Genomic DNA, 20,221 nt, shown 5'->3' with positions numbered 1-20,221 from the left:
CATTTCCCCACCTATTCAGGAATGTCCTCGGCGGCCGGGCCACTGGCGGACGGCGCCGGCTCCTTCTCCCTCACGGGAGGCTCCGCTTCCGCGGGCGAGGACGCGGGCGGGGGTTCGGTGTCGTCTTTGGGTGGTGCGGCCGGTGGAGTGGGCGGAGGCTCGGCGGCGGGTTTACTCGTCGACTCGGCGGTTGGAGCGGGGGGCGGATCCGAAGTGATGGGTGCGGGCTTCTTCGCTTCCGGCGGCTCCGCGGCGAGCGCACCGGCTGGGGCGGCGGGGAAATTGAGGGCCTCGCTCAGGCCGCTTTCGGCGCCGGTCCACTTCGCGAACCGTGGAATGACGGTCCACCGCCACTTCCCGCCCGCCACCTCGGCGTCGGCGAAGGTCACGGACTCGCTGCCGCCGCCCGAGGCCGCGATCTCGCGAACGATTTTCGGCTTGGCCGGGAGGTCCTGGCTGTGGGCGGTGACGGTGTAGCGGTTCATCCGAACGCCGGGCGCGATCTCCAGAGCACTCCAGCTCACGACCGCTGCCTTGGACTGTTTCGCAACGCTCGGCTTCTTGCCGGCCGGCACCTTCGCGGTGCGAATCTTGACGGCGGCCTTTGCGCTGATCACCCACTCGGCATTCGCGGTCAAAGTCCCGACGGCGACGACAGCGGCCACGGTCGTGCCGATCAGTGCGTAGGCGAATCGTTTCCTCATCGGCCGGCCTTCCCGCCGATTCCGGTGAGGGAGATCTGCAACTTGGTGTTCGAGCAATGCGGGGTTGCGTCGCGAGGCATGGTCACCAGGATCGTGCCGGGTAGGGTGCTGCGGCCATAGGGCTTGATCGTGATCGGCAGGAGGCCGCTGTAGCCGGCGACCCGCAGTGTGGAGCGGGTCGCCGGGCAGGCGCGGCGGTTGGTGCCGACAAGGCTGCCGTCCAGGGTGCGCAATGAGAGCGGAAAGCCGAACGGGTTGACCACGGTTATCTTGATCTCCCGGGTTGCCCCGGGATAGAGACCGCTCACCGGCTGCCCGATGACTGTGAATCGCACATTGCCGTGGGAATCACGGCCGCCGTGGGTGAGCATCATGGTCTGCCCGTCGGCGTCGCTCGGTTGGCCACCGGCGACGATGAATGCCGTGGCCAGCGTCGCCGCTACGGTGACGGCAGTTCGCCATGCCTTCACAGTCGCCTCATTCGCGTTGGGAGTGACGGGCTGACAGCGCGGGGGCGGACGTTTGTTGCGCCCACCCCGCCCTTCACATCACGGCGCGATGTCACCCTTGAGCGTCGCCGTGACGGTGAGGCCGCCCTTGGCCGCGCAGACCGGGTCGGCGTCGGTTGACATCTTGAGATCTCCCAGGTCGATCGCGGGATTCGCGCCGCTGTTGAAGACAGTGGTCGTATTCAGCTCCGGAAAGGAGAAGCCCGCCTTCGTCTGGTCGCAGTCGCCGCCACCGGTGACTGCGACTGAGGTGACCTCGAGGATCTTGACCTTGTAGTCGTTCGGGTTGTTCACCGTCACGTTGTGGAGTTCCACAATCTTGCCCGGGTAGAAGTTGTTGGCGGAGCCCGTGCGAACGTCGATCACCGCGGTCAGGTCGCCGATCGTGGAAGTCGCCGCATACGTGGTGCTGGTACCTCGGAACCAGCCCTGGACGTAAGCGAACGCCGCGGTTCCCCCGGTGATGGCGAGAACGGAGCCGACGACGACAGCGGCGGAACGCTTGGTGAGCTTGCGCATGGGGGAGTTCCTCCTGGAACGGTTGGCTAATCGTTGTTGCTCGAATTGGTTGAGGCCGGGGCTCGAAGCCTTCCGGCGCTGCGACAAAGATGGCCGAACTCTCAGGGTTGGGCGATAGTGCTTCCGCCCGCCCTATCCGGAACGTGAAGTCAGTCGATTGCCGACGGTCGGGTTAACCCGGAAGGCTGAGCGTGACGTGAGACATCGAGCGCATCCCACCTGCCTGCGATCAACGGCGTCCGCTGTTCACGGCAGCATGCAGCGAAAACGGCGAGGTATCAGCTCGGCGCCATGTTCTCAAGGAACAAAGTGATCCACTGTGGGCTGTAGCGCGGAAAAGAGTGCCGTGACATGAGGAAAGGCGAGCATCAATCGCGATGCTTGCCGTTGAGCAAGCGCATGTTTCCTCTAATGGGTTAAGCTATTAATCGGGACGCTCACCTGAAAGATGCTTACCGCCGACGGTTCTGTCAGCGCCCGGCGCCGGCAAGCGGGACTAAACGGACTCAACCGGCAGAGGGCGCGGGCACGACCGCGATGGCCTCGATCTCGACGCGGAAGTCGGCGTTCACCAGGCCGGCCACCTGCACCAGGGAGCTCGCCGGCGGGTGTTCCAGGTCGATGAACTCGTCGCGGGCCTGGCGGAAGGCCGGGAGGTCGGCCATGTTCGTCAGGAAGATCGTCAGCTTGACCACGTCGGACATGGTCGCGCCGGCCGCGGCCAGGGCCGACGAGATGTTGCGGAACACCTGGCGGGTCTGTTCGCGTGCGTCGTCCTCGCCGACCAGCCGGCCCTCGGCGTCCAGCGGCACCTGGCCCGACACGACCACCGTTGTGCCAGTGAAGGCGACCGCGTGGCTGTATCCGTTGGTGGGCGGCGAACCGGCCGGCCGAACGTAATGGTGCTGCATGAGATCGAGCCTAAACGCTACGGTCGGGCGCATGGTGCGGGTATTCGGTGAGGTCGCTGCCCTTTACGACGATGTTCGGCCGGGCTATCCCGACCAGGTGCGCCAGGCGATTCTCGACTACGGCGGGCCGCCCGCGAGCATCGTCGAGCTGGGCGCGGGCACCGGCAAGGGCACCGAACTGCTCACCGCCTTCGACTGCCCGATCACCGCTCTCGAACCCGACCCGCGCATGGCCGACGTGCTGCGCGCCAAGTTTCCGCGGGTCGAGGTGCTCGAGGTGGCGTACGAGGAATGGCGCCCGCCGGCGAAGGGCCCGGACCTGATCGCGTGCGCGATGGCCTGGCACTGGATGGATGCCGCGACGCGCAATCGGCGGGCTGTCGACGCGCTCGCCCCGGGCGGTGTTCTCGCGGTCTTCCAGCACAAATACGCGTACGCCGACCCGTCGCAGGCCGAGGCGATCAGCGACGTGCTCAACCGGATCGACCCCTCCGTCGTGGAGAGGCCGGATCATTGGGTACGCGATGACGTGCGCGACGCCGGAGTGTGGGCCGATGTGCGGGAACGCCGCGTGGACACGTACCCGGTCTTCTCGAAGCGCCGCTATCTCGAGCTCATGCAGACGTTCTCGCCGTTCCGCCGGCGCTCGCCCGAAGACCAGCAGCGCGTCCTGGACGGCCTGGGCGCGCTGCTCGACGACTTCGGTGGTGCCGTGACGCTGGAACTGCGTACGACGTCGGTGTTGGCCCGGAAGGGTTGATCAGACGCGGGCCAGCTTGTCGGCGAAGAGGGTCGCGCGGGCGATCTCGCCGACGGCGCGGCCGGTGCGGGCGGCCACGGTGCCGTCCGGTGCCCAGATGCCCGAGCGGCCGGCGGTCTCGGGATAGTCGGGACCGGTCGCGCCCGCGCAGGACGAGATCGCGACCCAGACCCCGTACGTCGTGCTGATCTTGCGGGCCCGCTCGGCCAGCACGACGTCGGCGGCGGGCTCGTCGACCACGCCGGCCACGTAGGCGTCGATCCCCAGCGCCGCCGTGGACGCCGCGTGCTCCTCGATGCCGGTATCGCGGCAGATGCCCAGGCCGAGACGCCAGCCGTCGACCTCGACCACCTCGGGACCGGGACCGGCCGCGAAACGGGACTCGGTGTGGTGCGGGTTCGTCTTGCGGTAGACGACGCGGGCGCCGTCACCGTCGATCAGCAGGGTCGCGATGTGCGGACCGGCGATCGGGGCGCCGGCCAGCGCGACCGTGTCGGTGGCCGCGCAGGCGTCGATCAGCGGGCGCAGCCGCGGGTCGTCGGGCGAGATCAGCGGGGCGTCCAGGTCGTATCCCGTCAGCGAGAGCTCGGGGAAGACGACCAGTCGAGCCGCGGCGGCCCGCACCGCGGCGGCATGCCGCGTCGCGTTGGCGGCGATGTCGAGCGTGTGGACGGGCGGTTGGGCTACGGCGATGACCAACGAGCGCATGGGCCGATCTTTCTTCTCCGGGTGTGGTTACGGACGGACGGCTTCGATCAGGAACCGGTGGGCTTTGACGGTGAAGCCGCCGTGCAGGCGGATGAATGTGTCGAGGCGGGCCAGCGCCTCTTGGTACAGCCGCGGAGAGAAGTCGCGGATCTGCCACGGCAGGTCACGCAACTGGCGAACGACCGCGCCGACGTCGGTGAACGTGACCGGAGGGCGTTCCTCGCGCACGTCGGTCACCTCGAGACCGGCCGCGCACAGTGCCGAGGTCGCGACCTCGGCGTTCCAGGGCGCGCGGTGGGCCGGGGCAGCGCCCAGCGCGCCGTTGAGGCCGGCCAGGTCGTCGCTGCCGACCTGCTGGCTGAGCACGCGACCGCCACGGCGCAGCAGGCGCACGATGTCGGCGGCGGGCAGGCGGCCGTGGCGGCTGAGAACGACGTCGAACTCGTTCTCACCACCGGGCAGCTCGGTCAGCACCGGGACCCCGAACGGCGCGAGGCGATCGCGGGCGACGGGGGTGTTGCGGGCCCAGCTCTCGACGGCGACCGTGTGCGGCGGCAGGGGCGCGAGCTCGGCGAGCAGCTCGCCGCTGCCGGTGTCGAGATCGAGGACCGCGGAGGCGCGGCGCAGCAGGGCGCGGGCCAGTGCGGGGTAGGACCAGGAAGGCTCGGAGCCGACGTCGCGCCCGTCCAGCCAGGCGAATTCCCAGCCGGTGGCGCGCTCGCCGGCGGAGTCCTCGTACTGCTGCCCGATCCGCACCAGACGACCGTAGCCACTGGCGCGGTCCGGGAAGCAGCGGGTGTGACATGGCTCAAAGATGGACCGGTGTGAACCGGACGTGAATTTCGGCCCCGGCGCTCAGCGGCGGACGGGCATGAGGATCGAGAAGCGCGAATTGTCGCCCGGGACGCGGACCGCGAGCGGCTTGATCGGGCCGTCGAGCTCGAGCAGCAACTGGCCGGCCGCGCCCGCGTCGAGCGCCTGGAGCAGGAACTCCCGGTTCACGGAGAGGTGGGCGGTGTCGTCCCACTCGCTCTCGGGAACCAGCCGAACGTTTCCGGCAGGGTCGAAGCCCAAGACCGTGACCTCGTACGGCGTGCCTTCGTGTTCCCGCGTCGCGACCGGAGCGGCTTCGACGCGGGAGCGCAGCGCGGCGGTGTCGACGGTGACGCGTGTGGTGGGCGTGGAGAACGCGTCGAGCAGCCGGCGGTGGTCGGGGTAGTCGATGTCCAGGAGCTCCGACTCGATCGAGGCGGGCTCAACCCGTACGCGATCGGGGGTCAGGTCGAGGATCGCGGCGCCCTCTTTGAGGCGGGGGCGCAACTCGTCGACGAAAGCGAGCGGCAGGACCGAGCGGATCGGCGGGCCCTCGATGTCGGCGGCGGTCGTGGCCACGGCCAGCCGGAAACGGTCGGTGGCGACGAGGGTGAGCACGCCGTCGCGGACGTCGGCCAGGATTGAGCCCAGCATCGGCAGTTCGGGGTCGCGGCCCGCGGCGAAGCGGACGGCGTCGATCGAGGCGGCCAGGTGTGCGGCGGGCAGACTGACGCGGGTCATGAGTTTCTCCTCCAGGTCGAGCAGGGTGTGGATGCGGAGGAGTTCACGCTGGGCGTCGGCCAGCCCGTCTTCGAGCCGGCGGCGGTGGGCGTCGAGCCTGCGCCTCACCGACGCGGGGTCGTTCAGGTCGCGGACGGCCTCGGCGATCTCGGCGACCGGCATGCCGACGCGGCGTAGGCCGGCGATCAGACGGGCGGCGCGCACCTGGTCGTCGCGGTAACGCCGGTAGCCGGTGGCCGGGTCGACCTCGGCCGGGACCAGCACGCCCGCGGTGTCGTAGAACCGGAGCGCGCTGACGCTGAGCCCACTGGCCCGTGCCACCTCACCGATGCCGCGCATGTCTCCTCGCACGTTTGAGACCCTGCCGCCTCGACCAGGTCGAGAGTCAACCGCTCTTTCGATCTTGCTTTAGTAGGTGGTGGCCATCCCGAGCCCCCACCCACCCGGGGAGTGAGGACGACTGTAGGCGGATGTCAACCGGAGCAGCAGGGTTGTCCACAGGTCGCGTGGCGGCCGCCCACAGATCGCCGTTTTCCACAGGGCGAAGCCCGACTCAGCCGAGCAGCAAAGTCGCCGCCACACCGAGCATGACGACCGCGATCATCCCGTCCAGCACCCGCCACGCCGACGGCCGCGCCAGCAGCGGCCCCAGCCGATGCGCGCCCGCCCCGAGCGCCGTGAACCACACCAGACTGGCCGCCGCCGCCCCCGCCCCGAACAGCCAGCGGTGCGGGTGCTGCTGCGCGACCGACCCGAGCAGCAGCACCGTGTCGAGATAGACGTGCGGGTTCAGGTAGGTCAGCGCCAGGCAGGTCAGCACGGTGGCCCCCAGCGTCGCGGGCGCTCGTGACGCCGGGTTCAGCGCGGCCGGCCGCAGCGCCCGTCGAGCGGCCAACCCGGCGTACGCGATGAGGAATGCCGCCCCCACCCACTTGATCACCGTGACCGCCGAGGGCCGTGCTGTCACGACCGCGCCCAGCCCGCCGATGCCGGCCAGGATCAGCAGCAGGTCGGACAGGGCGCAGACCAGCACGACCGCCAGCACGTGTTCCCGGCGCAGACCTTGGCGCAGTACGAAGGCGTTCTGCGCCCCGATCGCGATGATCAGCACGGCGGAGGCGGCGAACCCGGCGAGGGCGGACGTGAGCACGGATAAAACGCTAGGGCGGCCGGGACCCGTACTCAAACTAAAGATTTTGACGTTGCATTAGGATTGCTAATCGTGGACTTCGCTCAGCTGACGGCCTTCCAGGCGGTCATCGAGTCGGGCAGCTTCGAGGCGGCGGCCCGTGAGCTGCACATCACGCCGTCCGCGGTGAGTCAGCGCATCAAGACCTTGGAGCGCTCGGTCGGTCAGGTGCTCGTGCGCCGGGCGAAGCCGTGCGTGGCGACTCCGGCGGGGGAGGCGCTCGTCCGGTTCGCCGGTCAGGTCGCGTTGCTCGAACGGGAGGCTCTGGGCCAGGCCCGTGACCGCACCCGCGTCTCGATCGTCGTCAACGCCGACTCGCTGCACACGTGGTTCCTGCCGGCGCTCGCGGCCGTCCCCGGTCCGCACTACGAGTTGCACACCGACGATGAGCACTACACCGCTGACCTGCTGCGATCCGGTACGGCGATGGCCGCGGTGACCGCCGACGACGTCGCCGTGCAGGGCTGCCGGATCGAACGGCTCGGCGCTATGCGCTATCTGGCGGTGGGCCGGCCCGGAGACAGAACAGCGATCCTCTACAACCGTAAGGACCACCTACAGCATCGCTTTGACCCAAATGTCCAAGATGTTCATTACGTGCCATCCGCGTCGGCCTTCATCGACGCGATCCGGCTCGGTCTTGGGTGGGGCCTCGTGCCCGAGTGGATCGCCCGCGACGACATCGCCGCCGGCCGCTACGAAGACCTGCACCCCGGCCGCCACCTAGACGTGCCACTGCACTGGCAATACTGGCGAATCGGCTCAGAAGTGCTGGAAGAACTGACGGCCGCCGTCAAGGCGGCGGCCGCCCCCTATCTGCGAAGCTAATCGTTGGCGTGCAGCGCCGCGTTCAGCTCGATGCCCGTGCCCGAGCGAGGCTTGGCCTCGAGCGCCCCGCTCACCGAGTTGCGCCAGAAGAGCAGGTTGGGCACCCCGGAGAGCTCACGGGCCTTGACCACCCGGCCGTCCGGCAGCGTGATCTTGGAGCCGGCCGTGATGTAGACGCCCGCCTCGACCACGGAGTCGTCGCCGAGCGAGATGCCGATGCCGGCGTTCGCCCCGAGCAGGCTGCGCTCGCCGATGCGCACCTTGTCCTTGCCGCCGCCCGAGAGCGTGCCCATGATGGACGACCCGGCGCCGATGTCGGAGCTGTCGCCGACCACGACGCCCTGCACGATGCGGCCCTCGACCATCGACGTGCCCAGCGTGCCGGCGTTGAAGTTGGCGAAGCCCTCGTGCATGACCGTGGTGCCCGAGGCCAGGTGGGCGCCGAGCCGCACCCGGTCGGCGTCGGCGATGCGTACGCCGGAGGGCACGACGTAGTCGGTCATGCGCGGGAACTTGTCGACGCCGAAGACGGAGAGGTGGCGGCCCGCGGCGCGCTCGAGGAAGCGCAGCTCGTCGACCCGGTCGGGCGGGCACGGGCCGGCCGACGTCCAGGCGACGTTGGCCAGGGCGCCGAAGATGCCGTCGAGGTTGAGCGAGTTCGGCACGACGAACCGGTGCGAGAGCAGGTGCAGGCGCAGGTACGCGTCGGCGGCGTCCTTGATCGGGTCGGCCAGCGACGAGATCGTCGTGCGCACCTCGACCGTCGACAGGCCGGGCAACGCCCGCGGCCCGGTCACGCCGGACGGCAGGGCCGGCGCGTCGGCCGGGACGTCGCCCAGGCCGAGGAAGCCCTCCGGGTACCAGGTGTCGAGCACCTGACCCTCGGCGGTGACGGTGGCGAGGCCGATGCCCCAGGCGGGCGAGGTCGAGATCGCAGTGTCCACGGCCCGAAGACTACTAAAGAGGGGGAGATTCACGTCCGGCCGGTATCGTGCCCGCTATGGCCAACCCGCTGACCCCGGACGTGCTGGTCGACCCCGTGGAGCTCACCCGTGCTCTGGTCGATGTCGAGTCCGTTTCCCTTAATGAGAAGGCGCTTGCCGACCACGTCGAAGAGGTGCTGCGGCAGACGTCACATCTCAGTGTCGAACGGCTCGGCAACACCGTCATGGCCCGTACGGATCTGGGGCGCGACCAGCGCGTGATCCTCGCCGGCCATCTCGACACGGTGCCGCTGAACAACAACTTCCCGTCCACGGTCGTCGACGATCTGATCTACGGCTGTGGCACGTCCGACATGAAATCGGGCGTCGCACTCGCCCTGCACCTGGCGGCCACGCTGCCCGACCCGCGCTACGACCTCACCTACCTGTTCTACGAGGCCGAAGAGATCGACTCGCGGTTCAACGGTCTGCGTCTGGCGGCCGAGTCGCGCCCCGAGTGGTTGATGGCCGACTTCGCCGTGCTGCTCGAACCGACGTACGGTGTGGTCGAAGCCGGCTGCCAGGGAACGCTGCGGGCGATCGTGCGCACAACGGGCCGGCGGGCCCACACGGCGCGGGCCTGGCGCGGGGTCAACGCGATCCACGCGGCCGGCGAGGTGCTGCGACGGCTGTCGGACTATCGTCCGCGCACGGTCACGATCGACGGCTGCACCTATCGCGAGGGGCTCAACGCCGTACGCATCCAGGGCGGTGTCGCGGGCAACGTGGTGCCGGACGAGGCCGTCGTCGAGGTCAACATGCGCTTCGCCCCCGACCGTACGGAGAAGCAGGCGCTGGAGCACGTGCTCGAGGTCTTCGACGGCTTCGAGGTCGAGCTGACCGACTCGGCACCGGGGGCGCTACCAGGGCTTTCGGCCGCGCCGGCCCGCGAGTTTCTCACCGCGGTCGGGGCCGAACCGGCGGCCAAGCTGGGCTGGACCGACGTGGCCCGGTTCGCGGCGCTCGGCATTCCGGCGCTGAACTACGGCCCGGGTGATCCGCTGCTGGCGCACGCCCCCGACGAGCACGTCGAGATCGGCAAGATCCGCGACGGGGCGGCGACGTTGCACCGCTGGCTGGCCGACTAGTCAAACCGCCGGCCGCACCGCCACCCGGCCGATCGCCTTCTTCGCGGTCGACGGCGGGATCTCGATGGTGGCCTCGGGGTCGGGCGGGATCTCAGGTTGCGGTCGTACCCCGAACGCCATGCGGCGCTCCTCGACCACCAGGCGGATGCGCCGCTGCATGCGGCGCTGCATCTTCATGCGCTCGTATCGGTTCGTCACGGGTGGCTCCTTAAGCCCGCCGACCCGGGACGAAGCCGGGCGCCGAGCGTGCGTTGCCGCGAACTGGATCTAAAAGCTTGGTAACTGAACAGACGCGCTGGAGCTACCGTCCGTTGCTTCAATCTGGCAAAAAGGTCGCCGACCCGCAATGCCCTTACCGAAACCCACCCGGTTGTTCACCGGGTCACTGGCCGTCCGCACTACCGTTTAGGCATGACGGACAGCACCAACGGGCGACACAGCGGAGGGCCGGAGCGTCATCGGGGCGCGGTCACGCTACGCCGCGAGTCGGTTCCAGCGAGTACGGCCGACGAGAAACTCCTCGATTCGCATCACCGGCGCGAGTGGAAGACCAAGGATGCGTGGCGGGCGCTGCGGATCCTCTCGGAGTTCGTCGAGGGCTTCGACACCCTGGCCGACCTTCCGCCCGCGGTGAGCGTTTTCGGCTCGGCCCGCAGCCACCCCGACAGCCCCGAGTGTGAGATGGCCGCGGCCCTGGGCGCCGCGCTGGCCGAGGCCGGCTACGCGGTGATCACCGGTGGCGGCCCGGGGGTGATGGAGGCGGCCAACCGGGGCGCGACCGAGGCCGGCGGCATGTCCGTCGGGCTCGGCATCGAGTTGCCGTTCGAGCAGGGCCTCAACGACTGGGTCGACATCGGCATCGACTTCCGCTACTTCTTCGTCCGCAAGACCATGTTCGTCAAGTACGCCCAGGCGTTCGTGGTGCTGCCCGGCGGCTTCGGCACCCTCGACGAGCTGTTCGAGGCGATCACGCTGGTCCAGACCAAGAAGGTCACCCGATTCCCGGTGATCCTCATGGGTACGGCGTACTGGTCCGGCCTGCTCGACTGGGTCAAGGGCACGTTGCTGGCCGACGGCAAGATCAGCGAGAGCGACCTGGAGCTGATCCAGCTCACCGACGACGTGGACGAGGCCGTGCAGATCATCGTGGACGCCGACGCGGCTCTCGCCGACTCGCACGGAAAGCGGTGACGTGGCCGCCATCTGCGTGTTCTGCGCCTCCTCCAGCACCCTCGAACAGAAGTGGCTCGACCTCGCCACCCGCACCGGCGAGGAACTGGCGGCCCGCGGCCACAGCCTGGTCTCGGGCGGCGGTTGCGTCGGCATGATGGGCGCGGTGGCCGACGGCGCCCGCTCCGGCGGCGCGCACACGCTCGGCGTCATCCCGCAGTCGCTGGTCGATCTCGAGGTGGCCGACCTGGCCTCCGACGAACTGATCGTCACCGACGACATGGGCAGCCGCAAGAACATCATGATCGAGCGGTCCGACGCCTTCATCACACTGCCCGGCGGGCTCGGCACCCTCGACGAGCTCTTCGAGGTGTGGACCACCGCGACCCTCGACCTGCACGACAAGCCGATCGTGCTGCTCGACCCGGACGGCTTCTACGACGGCCTGCTCGGGTGGCTCGACCGGCTGGCCGACACGGCGTTCGTACGCTCCTCGGCCCTCGAACGGGTGATCGTGGCCAAGTCGATCTCCTCGGCGTTGGACGCCATCGAAGACCGGGTAAAGACGAACGGCTGAGGGTGTCACGCCGGGTGGGTGTCACCACACCCACCCGGCGTGACCAGGGGCCCCGGCGGGCCCGCCGAGCGGCACGAGGGCGCGCCAGGCGCGCTCTCACCGGGACACGCCGGTGCGCTCGCTCCGGCTGCCCGACGGCGTCGCGCCCGCCGGAGCACGTCCGTGCTGGATCGGTTGAGCCGACACTGCTCCCGCGTCCGGGCAACGTCAATAGATGTCGATCAGTGACCTGGTGATCACCTGTTGGTCGTCGCGCGGCCGTGGAACACTGCGAACATGCCGCCGCAAAGGGCGACCCTGCTACAGGTCGCACAGCGGGCCGGTGTGTCCCGCAGCACGGCCTCCTTCGTCCTGGCTGGACGCCACCTGGACATGAGGATCTCGGAAGACGCCCGCCAACGGGTGCTCCGGGCGGCCCAGGAGCTGGACTATCGGCCCAACCTCATGGCCCGGAGTCTGCGCACCAAGGTCACACGCACGATCGCGCTGGTCTCCGACACCCTCGCCTCCGATCAATACGCCGGCCGGGCCATCCACGGCAGCCTGGCCGCGGCCGTAGCGCACGGTCACCTGCTCTTCATCGGAGAGAGCGAGGGCGACCCGGTCATCGAGCAGAAGCTGATCGCCGACTTCCTCGACCGCCAGGTCGACGCCTTCGTCTACGCGAGCATGTTCACCCGCTACGTGCGGCTGCCGAAGCTGCTCAAGGGCCACCCGGTGGTGCTGCTCAACTGCCTCACCCGCGGGTCGCGGCCGGCCCACCACCAGATCATCCCCGACGAGGTGGCGGCCGGGTGGAGTGCCGCGGCGACGCTGCTCGAGGCCGGTCACCGCGGCGCGATCTATCTGGTCGGCAACCCCGCCGAGCACGTCTTCGCGGGGCGGGAACGGCTCGCCGGCATCCGCGAGGGGCTGAACGCCTCCGACGCGCGGCTGGCGGGCACGATCGAGTGCGACTGGTGGCCCGACTCGGCGTACGAGGGGGTCAGCCGGGCGCTGGCCGACGGACTCGTCCCGCAGGCCCTGATCTGCCTCAACGACCGCATCGCCCTCGGCGCCTACCAGGCCCTGCGCGAGGCCGGGCTGAGAATTCCGCAGGACGTGTCGGTCATCTCGTTCGACGACACCGACATGGCCGCGTGGCTGCGTCCTCAGCTCACCAGCATCTCGCTGCCCCACTACCAACTCGGCTGGCAGGCGGTGGAGCGGCTGCTTGGTCCGTCGGCCGACCCCTCGGTTCAACGTCTGCCGATGCCTGTACGACGCCGCGCCTCGGTGGCGGCGCCGGGCGCTCGATAACGTCGTACCCTCGTGGTTTCCTTGTTGCCGTGAGCACGCCGGCCTCCTCCCCCGCCGCGGTGCGCCGCCCGGCGTACCGTCTGGTCCGGCGTCCCCCCACGGCCTCGCCCCCGCTTCTCGAAGACCCGATCCAGGCGTACGTGGCCTCGCACACCGACGGTCCTCTCCTGGTGATCGGCGGCCCCGGCACGGGCAAGACGACCGCGCTTGTCGAATCGGTGGCCGCGCGCATCGCCGAGGGCGTCGACCCGGAACGCATCCTGATCCTGACGTTCGGCCGGCGCGGCGCCGCGGCGTTGCGCGACCGCATCGAGGCGCGCATCGCGGGCGACCCGGGCCGCATAGTGCACGAGCCCCTGGTGCGAACCTTCCATGCGTACGCCTTCGGGCTGCTCCGCCGGGCCGCGGCCGAGCGTGGCGAGCCGTCCCCGCGGTTGCTCACCGGCCCCGAACAAGACCTGATCATCCGCGAGCTGCTCGAGATCTCGGGTGACGCCGACGAGCCCGACCCGATCGGCTGGCCGACGGCGTTGCGCCCGGCCCTGCCCACGCGGGCCTTCGCCCAGCAGCTTCGCGACCTCATGCAGCGCGCGGCCGAGCGCGGCGTCGGCCCGGCCGAGCTGGCCCGGCTGGGCGAGCGGCTGGGCCGCGACGACTGGCCGGCCGCCGCCCGCTTCCTGCGCGAATACGTCTCCGTCCTGGCTCTGCGCGACGTGACCACCCGCGGCTCGGCGGCCTACGACCCGGCCGAACTGGTGCGGGCCGCCTCCGGCCTGCTCGCCGACAGCCCCGAGCTGCTCGAGGCCGAGCGCCGCCGGCTGGCCTACGTCTATGTGGACGAGCTGGCCGACACCGACCCGGCCCAGGTCGAGCTGCTGCACCTGGTCGCCGGCGGTGGCAAGCCCCTGGTCGCGTTCGGCGACCCCGACTCGTCGATCTACGGCTTCCGCGGCGCCGACCCCGGCGCGGTCAGCGGCTTCCCGTCGAGGTTCCGCACGGCGTCGGGCGCCCTCGCCGAGACCCTGACCCTGCACACCAATTACCGGGCGCCGTCACCTTTGCTCTCCGCCACCTCCCGGGTGGCCCGGCGCATGCGCGGGCCGATCTCGCACCGCCCCATGCACCCACCGCTACCGTTCATCGGCCCGCCGCGCCCACCCGCCGAAGCCGCTGCCCCGGAGCCCGCGGCGTCGGCCGGGCCGTCCGCCGAGGCGGTCGTTCGCGTCTTCCGGGCCGCGACGGCCGAGGCCGCCTACGTGGCGCACGCGTTGCGCGAGGCCCACCTGCTGCAGGGCATCCCGTGGTCGCGCATGGCGGTGATGCTGCGCAGCACGTCGTTGCAGCTCCCGTCGTTGCAGCGGGCCCTCGCGGCCGCCGGGGTGCCGACCGTCACCCACGCCGAAGACCTACCCCTTCATCTGCAGCCCGCCGTGGCGCCGTTCCTGCTGCTCCTGCGGTGCGCGCTCGACCCCGAGGCGCTGAACGAGGAGACGGCGGTCGCCCTGCTGCACTCGTCGCTGGGCGGGGCCGATCCGCTCGCCGAGCGCCGCCTGCGTCAGGGCCTGCGGGCGCTGGCTCTCGCCGCGGGCGACCGGCGGCCGTCCGGCGAGCTGCTGGTCGACGCGGTCCGCGACCCGGCCGGGCTCGACATGGTCGAGCGTCGCTGGGCGATCCCGGCTCAACAGGTCGCTCGCCTGCTGGCCACCGCCCGCACGGCCGCCACCACGCCCGGCGCCACCGCCGAGCAGGTGCTCTGGACCGTCTGGCGGGCCAGCGGCCTCGCCGACCGGTGGTATGCGATGAGTACCCGCTCCGGCCCCGCGCCCGAGAACGCCGACGCCGGCCGGGCCCGGCAGTGGCGGGCCGAGGCGGCCGACCGCGATCTCGACTCGATGGTGGTGCTTTTCGACGCGGCCGCCCGGTTCGTCGACCGGCTGCCCGGGGCGCGCGTCGAGGTCTTCCTCGACCACGTGCTCGGCCAAGACCTGCCCGCCGACTCGATCGCGCCGAGCGCCGACCGCGGCGAGGCCGTCCGGCTGCTGACCGCCCACGCCGCCAAGGGCCTCGAGTGGGACGTCGTCGTGCTGGCCGGCGTGCAGGAGGGCATCTGGCCCGACCTGCGGCTGCGCGGCAGTCTGCTCGGCTCGGAAAGGCTGGTCGACGTGCTCGCCGGCCGCGACGCGTCGGGGCAGGCCGCGGTGGTCGGTCAGACCTCGGCGTTGCTCGACGAGGAACGGCGGCTGTTCTATGTGGCCACCACGCGCGCCCGCCACAAACTGATCGTCACCGCGATCGCCTCGGCCGGGGTCGGCGGCTCCGAGGGCGAGGAACAGCCGAGCCGCTTCCTCACCGAGCTGGGCATCTCCGACGACGACCCGGGTACGCCACCCCCGCCGATCGACCCGCCCGACCCCGGTCCCGCCCCTGATCTCACCGGCCCGCGCCCGCCCGCCGGCCCGCCCGACGCCTCCGCCGGCCGGCGCCCGCCCGACGCCCCCGCCGCGCCCGATGACGAGGAGTGGCCGGTCGAGGAGCCGTCCGACGACGATGCGGGCGAGACCGAGCCGGTCGATCAGCCGGAAGAGCTGCCCGTCGGCCGCCCGCCGCGGGCGCTCACGCTGTCGGCGCTCGTCGCGGAGTTGCGTACGGTGGTGGTCGCTCCTGACCAGACGCCCGCCCGGCGTCGTGCCGCGGCGGCCGAGCTGGCCCGTCTGGCCGCCGCCGGAGTGCCCGGTGCCCATCCCGACGAGTGGTGGGGCCTGCGCCCGCTCTCCGACGACCGGCCGCTGGTCGACGAGGGCCAGCCCGTCAAGGTCACCCCGTCCTCGATGGAGAGCGCGCTGCGCTGCAGCCTGCGGTGGCTGCTCGAACGTCACGGCGGCGCCGCCCCGGCCGGTCCCGCGCAGGGCGTCGGCAACCTGGTGCACGCGGCCGCGATGCTCGCCGAAGACGCGAACGCCGACCGCGAGAAACTGGTCGAGTACGTCAGCGCCCGGTTCGACGCGATCGAGCTGGCCGCCCGCTGGCTGGCCGGCCCCGAGCAGGAACGCGCCCAGGCGATGGTCGACAAGCTACTGCGCTGGCTGGCCGGCAACCCTCGGCGGCTGCTCGCCATCGAGCACGAGTTCACCGTCCGCCTCGAGGACGAGAAACGGCCGATCCAGCTCACCGGCCGGGTCGACCGGCTCGAGGTCGACGACGAGGGCCGTCTCGTGGTCATCGACCTCAAGACCGGGAAGACCACCACCGTCGCCTCCGCCGAGCTCGAGGAGCACGCGCAGCTCGCCGGCTATCAGACCGCCGTGCAGGCCGGCGCGTTCGCCGACCACGGCGCCGAGAGCGGGGGCGCCGCGCTCGTGCAGCTCGGCCCGGGCCGCGACGCGCGCGAGCAGATGCAGCTCCCGCTGGCCGACGCGACCGACCCGGAATGGGCGTACGAGATGGTTCGCCGCACCGCCGAGACGATGGCCGCCGCCACCTTCTCGGCCGTCGCCAACAGCCGGTGCCGGGTCTGCCCGGTGCGCACGAGTTGCCCGGTCTCGGGCAAGGGACGCCAAGTCGTAGAGCAGGGCCAGTGACTCAACCGAGCCTCTTCGCCGACGAGTCGGCGTCGCCGCGCCGCCGTGCCGATTCCGGGCCCCGCTACACCCCGGAAGAGCTGGCCCGCCTGCTGCGCCTGCCCCGGCCCACGACCGAACAGTCCGAGATCATCTCGGCGCCGGTCGAGCCGCTGCTGGTCGTCGCGGGGGCCGGCTCGGGCAAGACCGAGACGATGGCGTCGCGGGTCGTCTGGCTGGTCGCCAACAGCTATGCCCACCCCGACGAGATCCTCGGCCTCACCTTCACCCGCAAGGCCGCGGGCGAGCTGGCCCACCGCGTACGCACCCGGCTCGGCCAGCTCGTGCGCCGGCTCGGCCGCGACGAGGCCTTCGACGGCGAGGCCACCATCTCCACCTATCACTCGTACGCGGCCCGGGTCGTCACCGAGCACGGCCTGCGCGCCGGGTTCGAACCGTCGGCCCGGCTGCTCACCGAGGCGGCCCGCTGGCAGATCGTCGACTCGCTGGTGCGCTCCTACACGGGCGAGATGACCGGGGTGAACCGCGCGCCCGGCACGGTCACCGACGACGTTCTCGCGCTCTCCGGCGAGCTGGCCGAGCATCTCGTCTCCGCGGACGAGCTGGCCGCGTGGACCGGTCGCTTCTTCGCCGAGGTGCAGGAGCGGCCGGGCAAGGTCTACAAGGACGTCGCCGACATGCTGGCCCGGCAGCGGCTGCGCCTCACCCTGCTGCCCTTGGTGCGCCTCTACGACCAGCGCAAGATCGATCTCGAGGCGATGGACTTCGGCGACCAGATGGCCCGGGCCGCGCTGGTGGCCCGCGACCACCCCGAGGTCGGCGAGATCGAGCGGAGCCGTTTCAAGATTGTTCTGCTGGACGAATACCAGGACACCAGCCACGCCCAGGTGACCATGCTGAACGCGCTCTTCGGCGGTGGGCACCCGGTCACCGCGGTGGGCGACCCCTGCCAGTCGATCTATGGCTGGCGCGGCGCCTCGGCGGGCACGCTCGACCGCTTCCCCGACGAGTTCACGCTGCGCGGCGGTGATCCGGCCCGGGTCGGCAGCCTGACCCGCAGCTGGCGCAACCGCCCCGAGATCCTGCGCGTCGCCAACGCCGTTTCCGCCCCGCTGCGTGCTTTCGGCGCCCGCGTCACCGAGCTCAAGGCCGCTGAGCGGGTGTCCGGTTCGGTCGGCGGGCGTACGGTCTCCTGCGCGCTTCTCCCCACCTTCGCCGACGAGGCCGCCTGGATCGCCGACTCCATGCTCACCGCGTGGCGGATCAGCGCCGGCCTGCCCGAGGCCGCGCCGGGCGAGATCCCGCTCGACCAGCGCCCGACCAGCGCCGTGCTGGTGCGGGTGCGCACCCAGATCTCCGCGATCGAAGAGGCGCTGCGGGCGCGCGGCCTGCCGGTCGAGGTCGTCGGCCTGGGCGGTCTTCTCGACACCCCGGAGGTACGCGACGTCGTCTGCACGATGCGGGTGCTGGCCGACCCGACCGACGGCGCGTCGCTGCTGCGCCTGCTGACCGGCGCCCGCTGGCGCATCGGCCCGCGCGACCTGGTGGCCCTGCACCGCCGGGCCCGCGGACTGGCCGCCGCCCGGGCCGCCGTGGTCGCCGGCGTCGAGCCCGAGGACGTGGTGGCCGACCGTCTCGACGACGCCACCCTGGTCGAGGCGATGGCCGACCTCGGCGCCCCGCAGCAATACTCGGCCGAGGGCTACGTGCGGCTGCACGCCTTCAGCCGCGAGCTCAGCGCCCTGCGGCAGCGCCTCGACCAGCCGCTGCCCGACCTGGTGGCCGACATCGAACGCACGATCGGACTCGACGTCGAGGTTGCCGTGCGCGGCTGGGCGGCCGGGGACGCCGGTCTGGCCCGCGGCCATCTCGACGCGCTCGCCGGCACCGCCGCCCGCTATTCGGCCGAGACCGACGCCGGCACGCTCGCGGGCTTCCTCGCCTTCCTCACCGCGGCCGAGGAGGAGGAACGCGGTCTCGAACCGGGCCAGGTCGACGTGGTCGAGGGCGCGGTGCAGATTCTCACCGCGCACGCCGCGAAGGGCCTGGAATGGGACGTCGTGTCGGTCGCCGGACTGGCCAAGGGCGTCTGGCCGGGCCTGGCCCGAAACTCCGACCACTACCTTATGGGCGTCGGCGTGCTGCCGTTCCCGCTGCGCGGCGACTCTGACGGGCTGCCCCGGCTCGACCTGTCACCCGCGACCGACCAGAAAGAGGTGCTCAACGCGGTCGCGGCGTTCGGCACGGCCTGGCGCGAGCACGACGTGCGCGAGGAGCGGCGGCTGGCGTACGTGGCCGTCACCCGCCCCCGTCGCCTGCTGCTCGCCTCGGGCTACTGGTGGGGCGACGGGGTCAAGCGCCCGCGCGGCCCGTCGGTCTTCCTGGAGGAGATCCGGGCGATCTGCGACCGCGGCGCCGGCGTGGTCGACGTCTGGACGCCCGACCCCGCGCCGAACGCGACCAACCCGGCCGCCGAACTGGTGCCCTCGGCGCAGTGGCCCTTCGACCCGCTGGGTCTGCGCCGCCCGGCTATGGCCACCGCGGCCGACTTGATCCGCCGCATGATCGCCGCCCCCGACCCGGAAGCGGCCGAGGCCTTCGCCGACCTCGCCGAGGACGATCCGGAGATCGCCGCCCGCGCGGGGCTCGCCGCCGAGCTGGTCGGCATCCCCGAGCCGGCCGATCCGGACGTCGACCGCTGGCGCCGCGAGGCCGACCTGCTGCTCGCCGAACGCGACGAACGCTCGCGCCGGGACGGGCCGATCGAGGTGTCGGTGCCCGGCCACCTGTCCGTCTCGCAGCTCGTCGTGCTGCACCGCGACCCGCAGGCGCTGGCCCGCTCGCTGCGCCGGCCGCTGCCCCAACGGCCCCTGCCGCATGCCCGCCGGGGAACAGCTTTCCACGCGTGGCTCGAACAGCGGTTCGGCGCCGTCCGGCTGATCGACATCGACGAGCTGCCGGGCGCGGCCGACGACGGCGCGGCCGGCGACGAGGAGCTGATCGCCCTGCAGGAGGCGTTCCTGTCGGGCGAGTGGGCCGAGCGCACCCCGATCGAGGTGGAGGTGCCGTTCGCGACCACGATCGCCGGGGTGGTCGTGCGCGGGCGCATGGACGCCGTCTTCGCCGACACGGCCAACCGCTACGACGTGATCGACTGGAAGACCGGACGGCGGCCCGAGGGCGCGGACGCCGACGCGGCAGCGGTGCAACTCGCGGCGTACCGGCTGGCGTGGGCCTCGTTGGCCGGGGTGCCGCTCAACCGGGTGCGGGCGGGCTTCCACTACGTGCGCGACCAGGTCACCGTACGCCCGGTCGACCTGCTCGACGCCGACGAGCTGGCCGCGCTCATCGAACGCCTGCCCGAACGGATGAATTAGGCGGCGGCCGCCAAAAGATGCAAAAGAGCAGCCGCGTACGCCGACTCGACGGTGCCGGCGTCGAAAGCGCGCTCCTCACCGAGCAGGTCGATCACGACCTCGAAGCCGGCCGGTCCTCGCCGCAGCGTGCGGAACGTGCCGCCGAGCAGTTCGCGAAGCTGGTCCTCGCGGGGCAGCCAGACCGTTTCGTCCAGCTCGACGTCGTCGAGGGCCCACTCGGTCGTCCCGTTGAAGCCGATCACGCGTCCCTCGGGCATCGCGTGCACCTGGATGGTCATGTTGCTGAGCACGAAGACCTCGTCATCAAGGTCGCGATCGGGTATCGCGAAACGGTCCCCGAGGGCAGGCTTCCAGGTCAATCCGGCCTCTCTGAGCTGCTGTGCGAGTTGTACGCCGATCACCGTCAGACCCCCTCAGACATGTTAAGCTCTCCGTGTTGTCAGTTTGGTTCCCAAGTACTCAGGAGC

At 71.1% G+C, this 20,221-nt stretch carries 19 protein-coding genes; 8 read left to right on the top strand and 11 right to left on the bottom strand.

Translation table 11 applies throughout. The features are described 5' to 3' along the window. Positions 1-11 precede the first annotated feature (11 nt). The 4 genes from EER30_RS02855 to EER30_RS02840 all read right to left on the bottom strand — a co-directional run bounded on the left by EER30_RS02855 (position 12) and on the right by EER30_RS02840 (position 2,643). Positions 12-704, bottom strand: a complete 693-nt coding sequence (locus tag EER30_RS02855) for a hypothetical protein (protein WP_127497935.1) — start codon at positions 702-704, stop codon at positions 12-14. Then, positions 701-1,174: a hypothetical protein gene (locus tag EER30_RS02850; RefSeq protein WP_127497933.1), complete on the bottom strand. Its 474-nt coding sequence runs from the start codon at positions 1,172-1,174 to the stop codon at positions 701-703. The genes EER30_RS02855 and EER30_RS02850 overlap by 4 nt, the downstream gene beginning before the upstream one ends. Positions 1,175-1,252: 78 nt before the next feature. After that, positions 1,253-1,732, bottom strand: coding sequence for a hypothetical protein (locus tag EER30_RS02845; RefSeq protein WP_127497931.1), 480 nt, complete (start codon positions 1,730-1,732; stop codon positions 1,253-1,255). Between the two features lie 506 nt (positions 1,733-2,238). Beyond that, positions 2,239-2,643, bottom strand: coding sequence for a RidA family protein (locus EER30_RS02840; RefSeq protein ID WP_127497929.1), 405 nt, complete (start codon positions 2,641-2,643; stop codon positions 2,239-2,241). A gap of 31 nt (positions 2,644-2,674) precedes the next feature. Here EER30_RS02840 and EER30_RS02835 point away from each other — a divergent pair, with 31 nt between their 5' ends. Beyond that, the gene (locus EER30_RS02835) at positions 2,675-3,403 is read left to right on the top strand and encodes a methyltransferase domain-containing protein (RefSeq protein ID WP_164842209.1); all 729 of its coding nucleotides are present in this window, start codon (positions 2,675-2,677) and stop codon (positions 3,401-3,403) included. Here EER30_RS02835 and EER30_RS02830 read toward each other — a convergent pair whose 3' ends face one another. The 4 genes from EER30_RS02830 to EER30_RS02815 all read right to left on the bottom strand — a co-directional run bounded on the left by EER30_RS02830 (position 3,404) and on the right by EER30_RS02815 (position 6,815). Then, a complete protein-coding gene (locus EER30_RS02830) occupies positions 3,404-4,111 on the bottom strand; it encodes a carbon-nitrogen hydrolase family protein (protein WP_127497926.1) in 708 nt (235 codons plus the stop codon). Positions 4,112-4,138: 27 nt separating this feature from the next. After that, positions 4,139-4,867 carry a class I SAM-dependent methyltransferase gene (locus EER30_RS02825; protein ID WP_240669718.1) on the bottom strand — a complete coding sequence of 243 codons (729 nt, stop codon included), beginning with the start codon at positions 4,865-4,867 and terminating at the stop codon, positions 4,139-4,141. A 99-nt stretch (positions 4,868-4,966) separates the two neighbouring features. Further along, on the bottom strand, positions 4,967-6,004 hold the full coding sequence (locus EER30_RS02820) for a DNA polymerase III subunit beta family protein (protein ID WP_127497922.1): 1,038 nt from the start codon (positions 6,002-6,004) through the stop codon (positions 4,967-4,969). Between the two features lie 214 nt (positions 6,005-6,218). Further along, positions 6,219-6,815, bottom strand: a complete 597-nt coding sequence (locus EER30_RS02815) for a LysE/ArgO family amino acid transporter (RefSeq protein ID WP_127497920.1) — start codon at positions 6,813-6,815, stop codon at positions 6,219-6,221. 69 nt (positions 6,816-6,884) lie between these two features. Here EER30_RS02815 and EER30_RS02810 point away from each other — a divergent pair, with 69 nt between their 5' ends. Then, entirely contained in the window at positions 6,885-7,682 is a 798-nt protein-coding gene (locus EER30_RS02810) for a LysR family transcriptional regulator ArgP (protein ID WP_127499307.1), read from the top strand. On the opposite strand, the gene dapD is transcribed toward EER30_RS02810, so the two are convergent. After that, positions 7,679-8,626, bottom strand: a complete 948-nt coding sequence (dapD, locus tag EER30_RS02805) for a 2,3,4,5-tetrahydropyridine-2,6-dicarboxylate N-succinyltransferase (RefSeq protein WP_205650092.1) — start codon at positions 8,624-8,626, stop codon at positions 7,679-7,681. The two genes, EER30_RS02810 and dapD, sit on opposite strands and share 4 nt — an antisense overlap. Positions 8,627-8,682: 56 nt before the next feature. Between dapD and dapE the strand changes: the two genes are divergently transcribed. Next, positions 8,683-9,753 (top strand): succinyl-diaminopimelate desuccinylase, encoded by a 1,071-nt coding sequence (gene dapE / locus EER30_RS02800; RefSeq protein WP_127497918.1) that lies wholly within the window; start codon positions 8,683-8,685, stop codon positions 9,751-9,753. On the opposite strand, the gene EER30_RS02795 is transcribed toward dapE, so the two are convergent. Then, a complete protein-coding gene (locus EER30_RS02795; protein ID WP_127497916.1) occupies positions 9,754-9,951 on the bottom strand; it encodes a hypothetical protein in 198 nt (65 codons plus the stop codon). Between the two features lie 213 nt (positions 9,952-10,164). Here EER30_RS02795 and EER30_RS02790 point away from each other — a divergent pair, with 213 nt between their 5' ends. The 5 genes from EER30_RS02790 (at position 10,165) to EER30_RS02770 (ending at position 19,754) form a co-directional block, all read left to right on the top strand. Further along, positions 10,165-10,944 (top strand): LOG family protein, encoded by a 780-nt coding sequence (locus EER30_RS02790; protein WP_127497914.1) that lies wholly within the window; start codon positions 10,165-10,167, stop codon positions 10,942-10,944. 1 nt (position 10,945) lies between these two features. Next, a complete protein-coding gene (locus EER30_RS02785) occupies positions 10,946-11,500 on the top strand; it encodes an LOG family protein (RefSeq protein ID WP_127497912.1) in 555 nt (184 codons plus the stop codon). A 276-nt stretch (positions 11,501-11,776) separates the two neighbouring features. Beyond that, positions 11,777-12,799, top strand: coding sequence for a LacI family DNA-binding transcriptional regulator (locus tag EER30_RS02780; RefSeq protein WP_127497910.1), 1,023 nt, complete (start codon positions 11,777-11,779; stop codon positions 12,797-12,799). Between the two features lie 29 nt (positions 12,800-12,828). Continuing rightward, positions 12,829-16,377, top strand: coding sequence for an ATP-dependent helicase (locus EER30_RS02775; RefSeq protein WP_127497909.1), 3,549 nt, complete (start codon positions 12,829-12,831; stop codon positions 16,375-16,377). Beyond that, positions 16,374-19,754: an ATP-dependent helicase gene (locus EER30_RS02770; protein WP_127497907.1), complete on the top strand. Its 3,381-nt coding sequence runs from the start codon at positions 16,374-16,376 to the stop codon at positions 19,752-19,754. The genes EER30_RS02775 and EER30_RS02770 overlap by 4 nt, the downstream gene beginning before the upstream one ends. On the opposite strand, the gene EER30_RS02765 is transcribed toward EER30_RS02770, so the two are convergent. Next, complete coding sequence (locus EER30_RS02765; RefSeq protein WP_127497905.1) at positions 19,751-20,155, bottom strand: pilus assembly protein CpaE; 405 nt, start codon at positions 20,153-20,155, stop codon at positions 19,751-19,753. The two genes, EER30_RS02770 and EER30_RS02765, sit on opposite strands and share 4 nt — an antisense overlap. Positions 20,156-20,221: the final 66 nt, after the last annotated feature.

This window comes from Actinoplanes solisilvae (assembly GCF_003999975.1).
Taxonomy (GTDB): Bacteria; Actinomycetota; Actinomycetes; order Mycobacteriales; family Micromonosporaceae; genus Actinoplanes; species Actinoplanes solisilvae.
The sequence above is the reverse complement of the archived record's forward strand: the minus strand, read 5'-3'. Positions and strand labels throughout refer to the sequence as shown.

Coding starts and splice junctions, on each gene's coding strand:
- EER30_RS02855 (WP_127497935.1), bottom strand. CDS start 704: ATGAGGAAACGATTCGCCTACGCACTGATCGGCACGACCGTGGCCGCT.
- EER30_RS02845 (WP_127497931.1), bottom strand. CDS start 1,732: ATGCGCAAGCTCACCAAGCGTTCCGCCGCTGTCGTCGTCGGCTCCGTT.
- EER30_RS02840 (WP_127497929.1), bottom strand. CDS start 2,643: ATGCAGCACCATTACGTTCGGCCGGCCGGTTCGCCGCCCACCAACGGA.
- EER30_RS02835 (WP_164842209.1), top strand. CDS start 2,675: ATGGTGCGGGTATTCGGTGAGGTCGCTGCCCTTTACGACGATGTTCGG.
- EER30_RS02830 (WP_127497926.1), bottom strand. CDS start 4,111: ATGCGCTCGTTGGTCATCGCCGTAGCCCAACCGCCCGTCCACACGCTC.
- EER30_RS02820 (WP_127497922.1), bottom strand. CDS start 6,004: ATGCGCGGCATCGGTGAGGTGGCACGGGCCAGTGGGCTCAGCGTCAGC.
- dapE (WP_127497918.1), top strand. CDS start 8,683: ATGGCCAACCCGCTGACCCCGGACGTGCTGGTCGACCCCGTGGAGCTC.
- EER30_RS02790 (WP_127497914.1), top strand. CDS start 10,165: ATGACGGACAGCACCAACGGGCGACACAGCGGAGGGCCGGAGCGTCAT.
- EER30_RS02780 (WP_127497910.1), top strand. CDS start 11,777: ATGCCGCCGCAAAGGGCGACCCTGCTACAGGTCGCACAGCGGGCCGGT.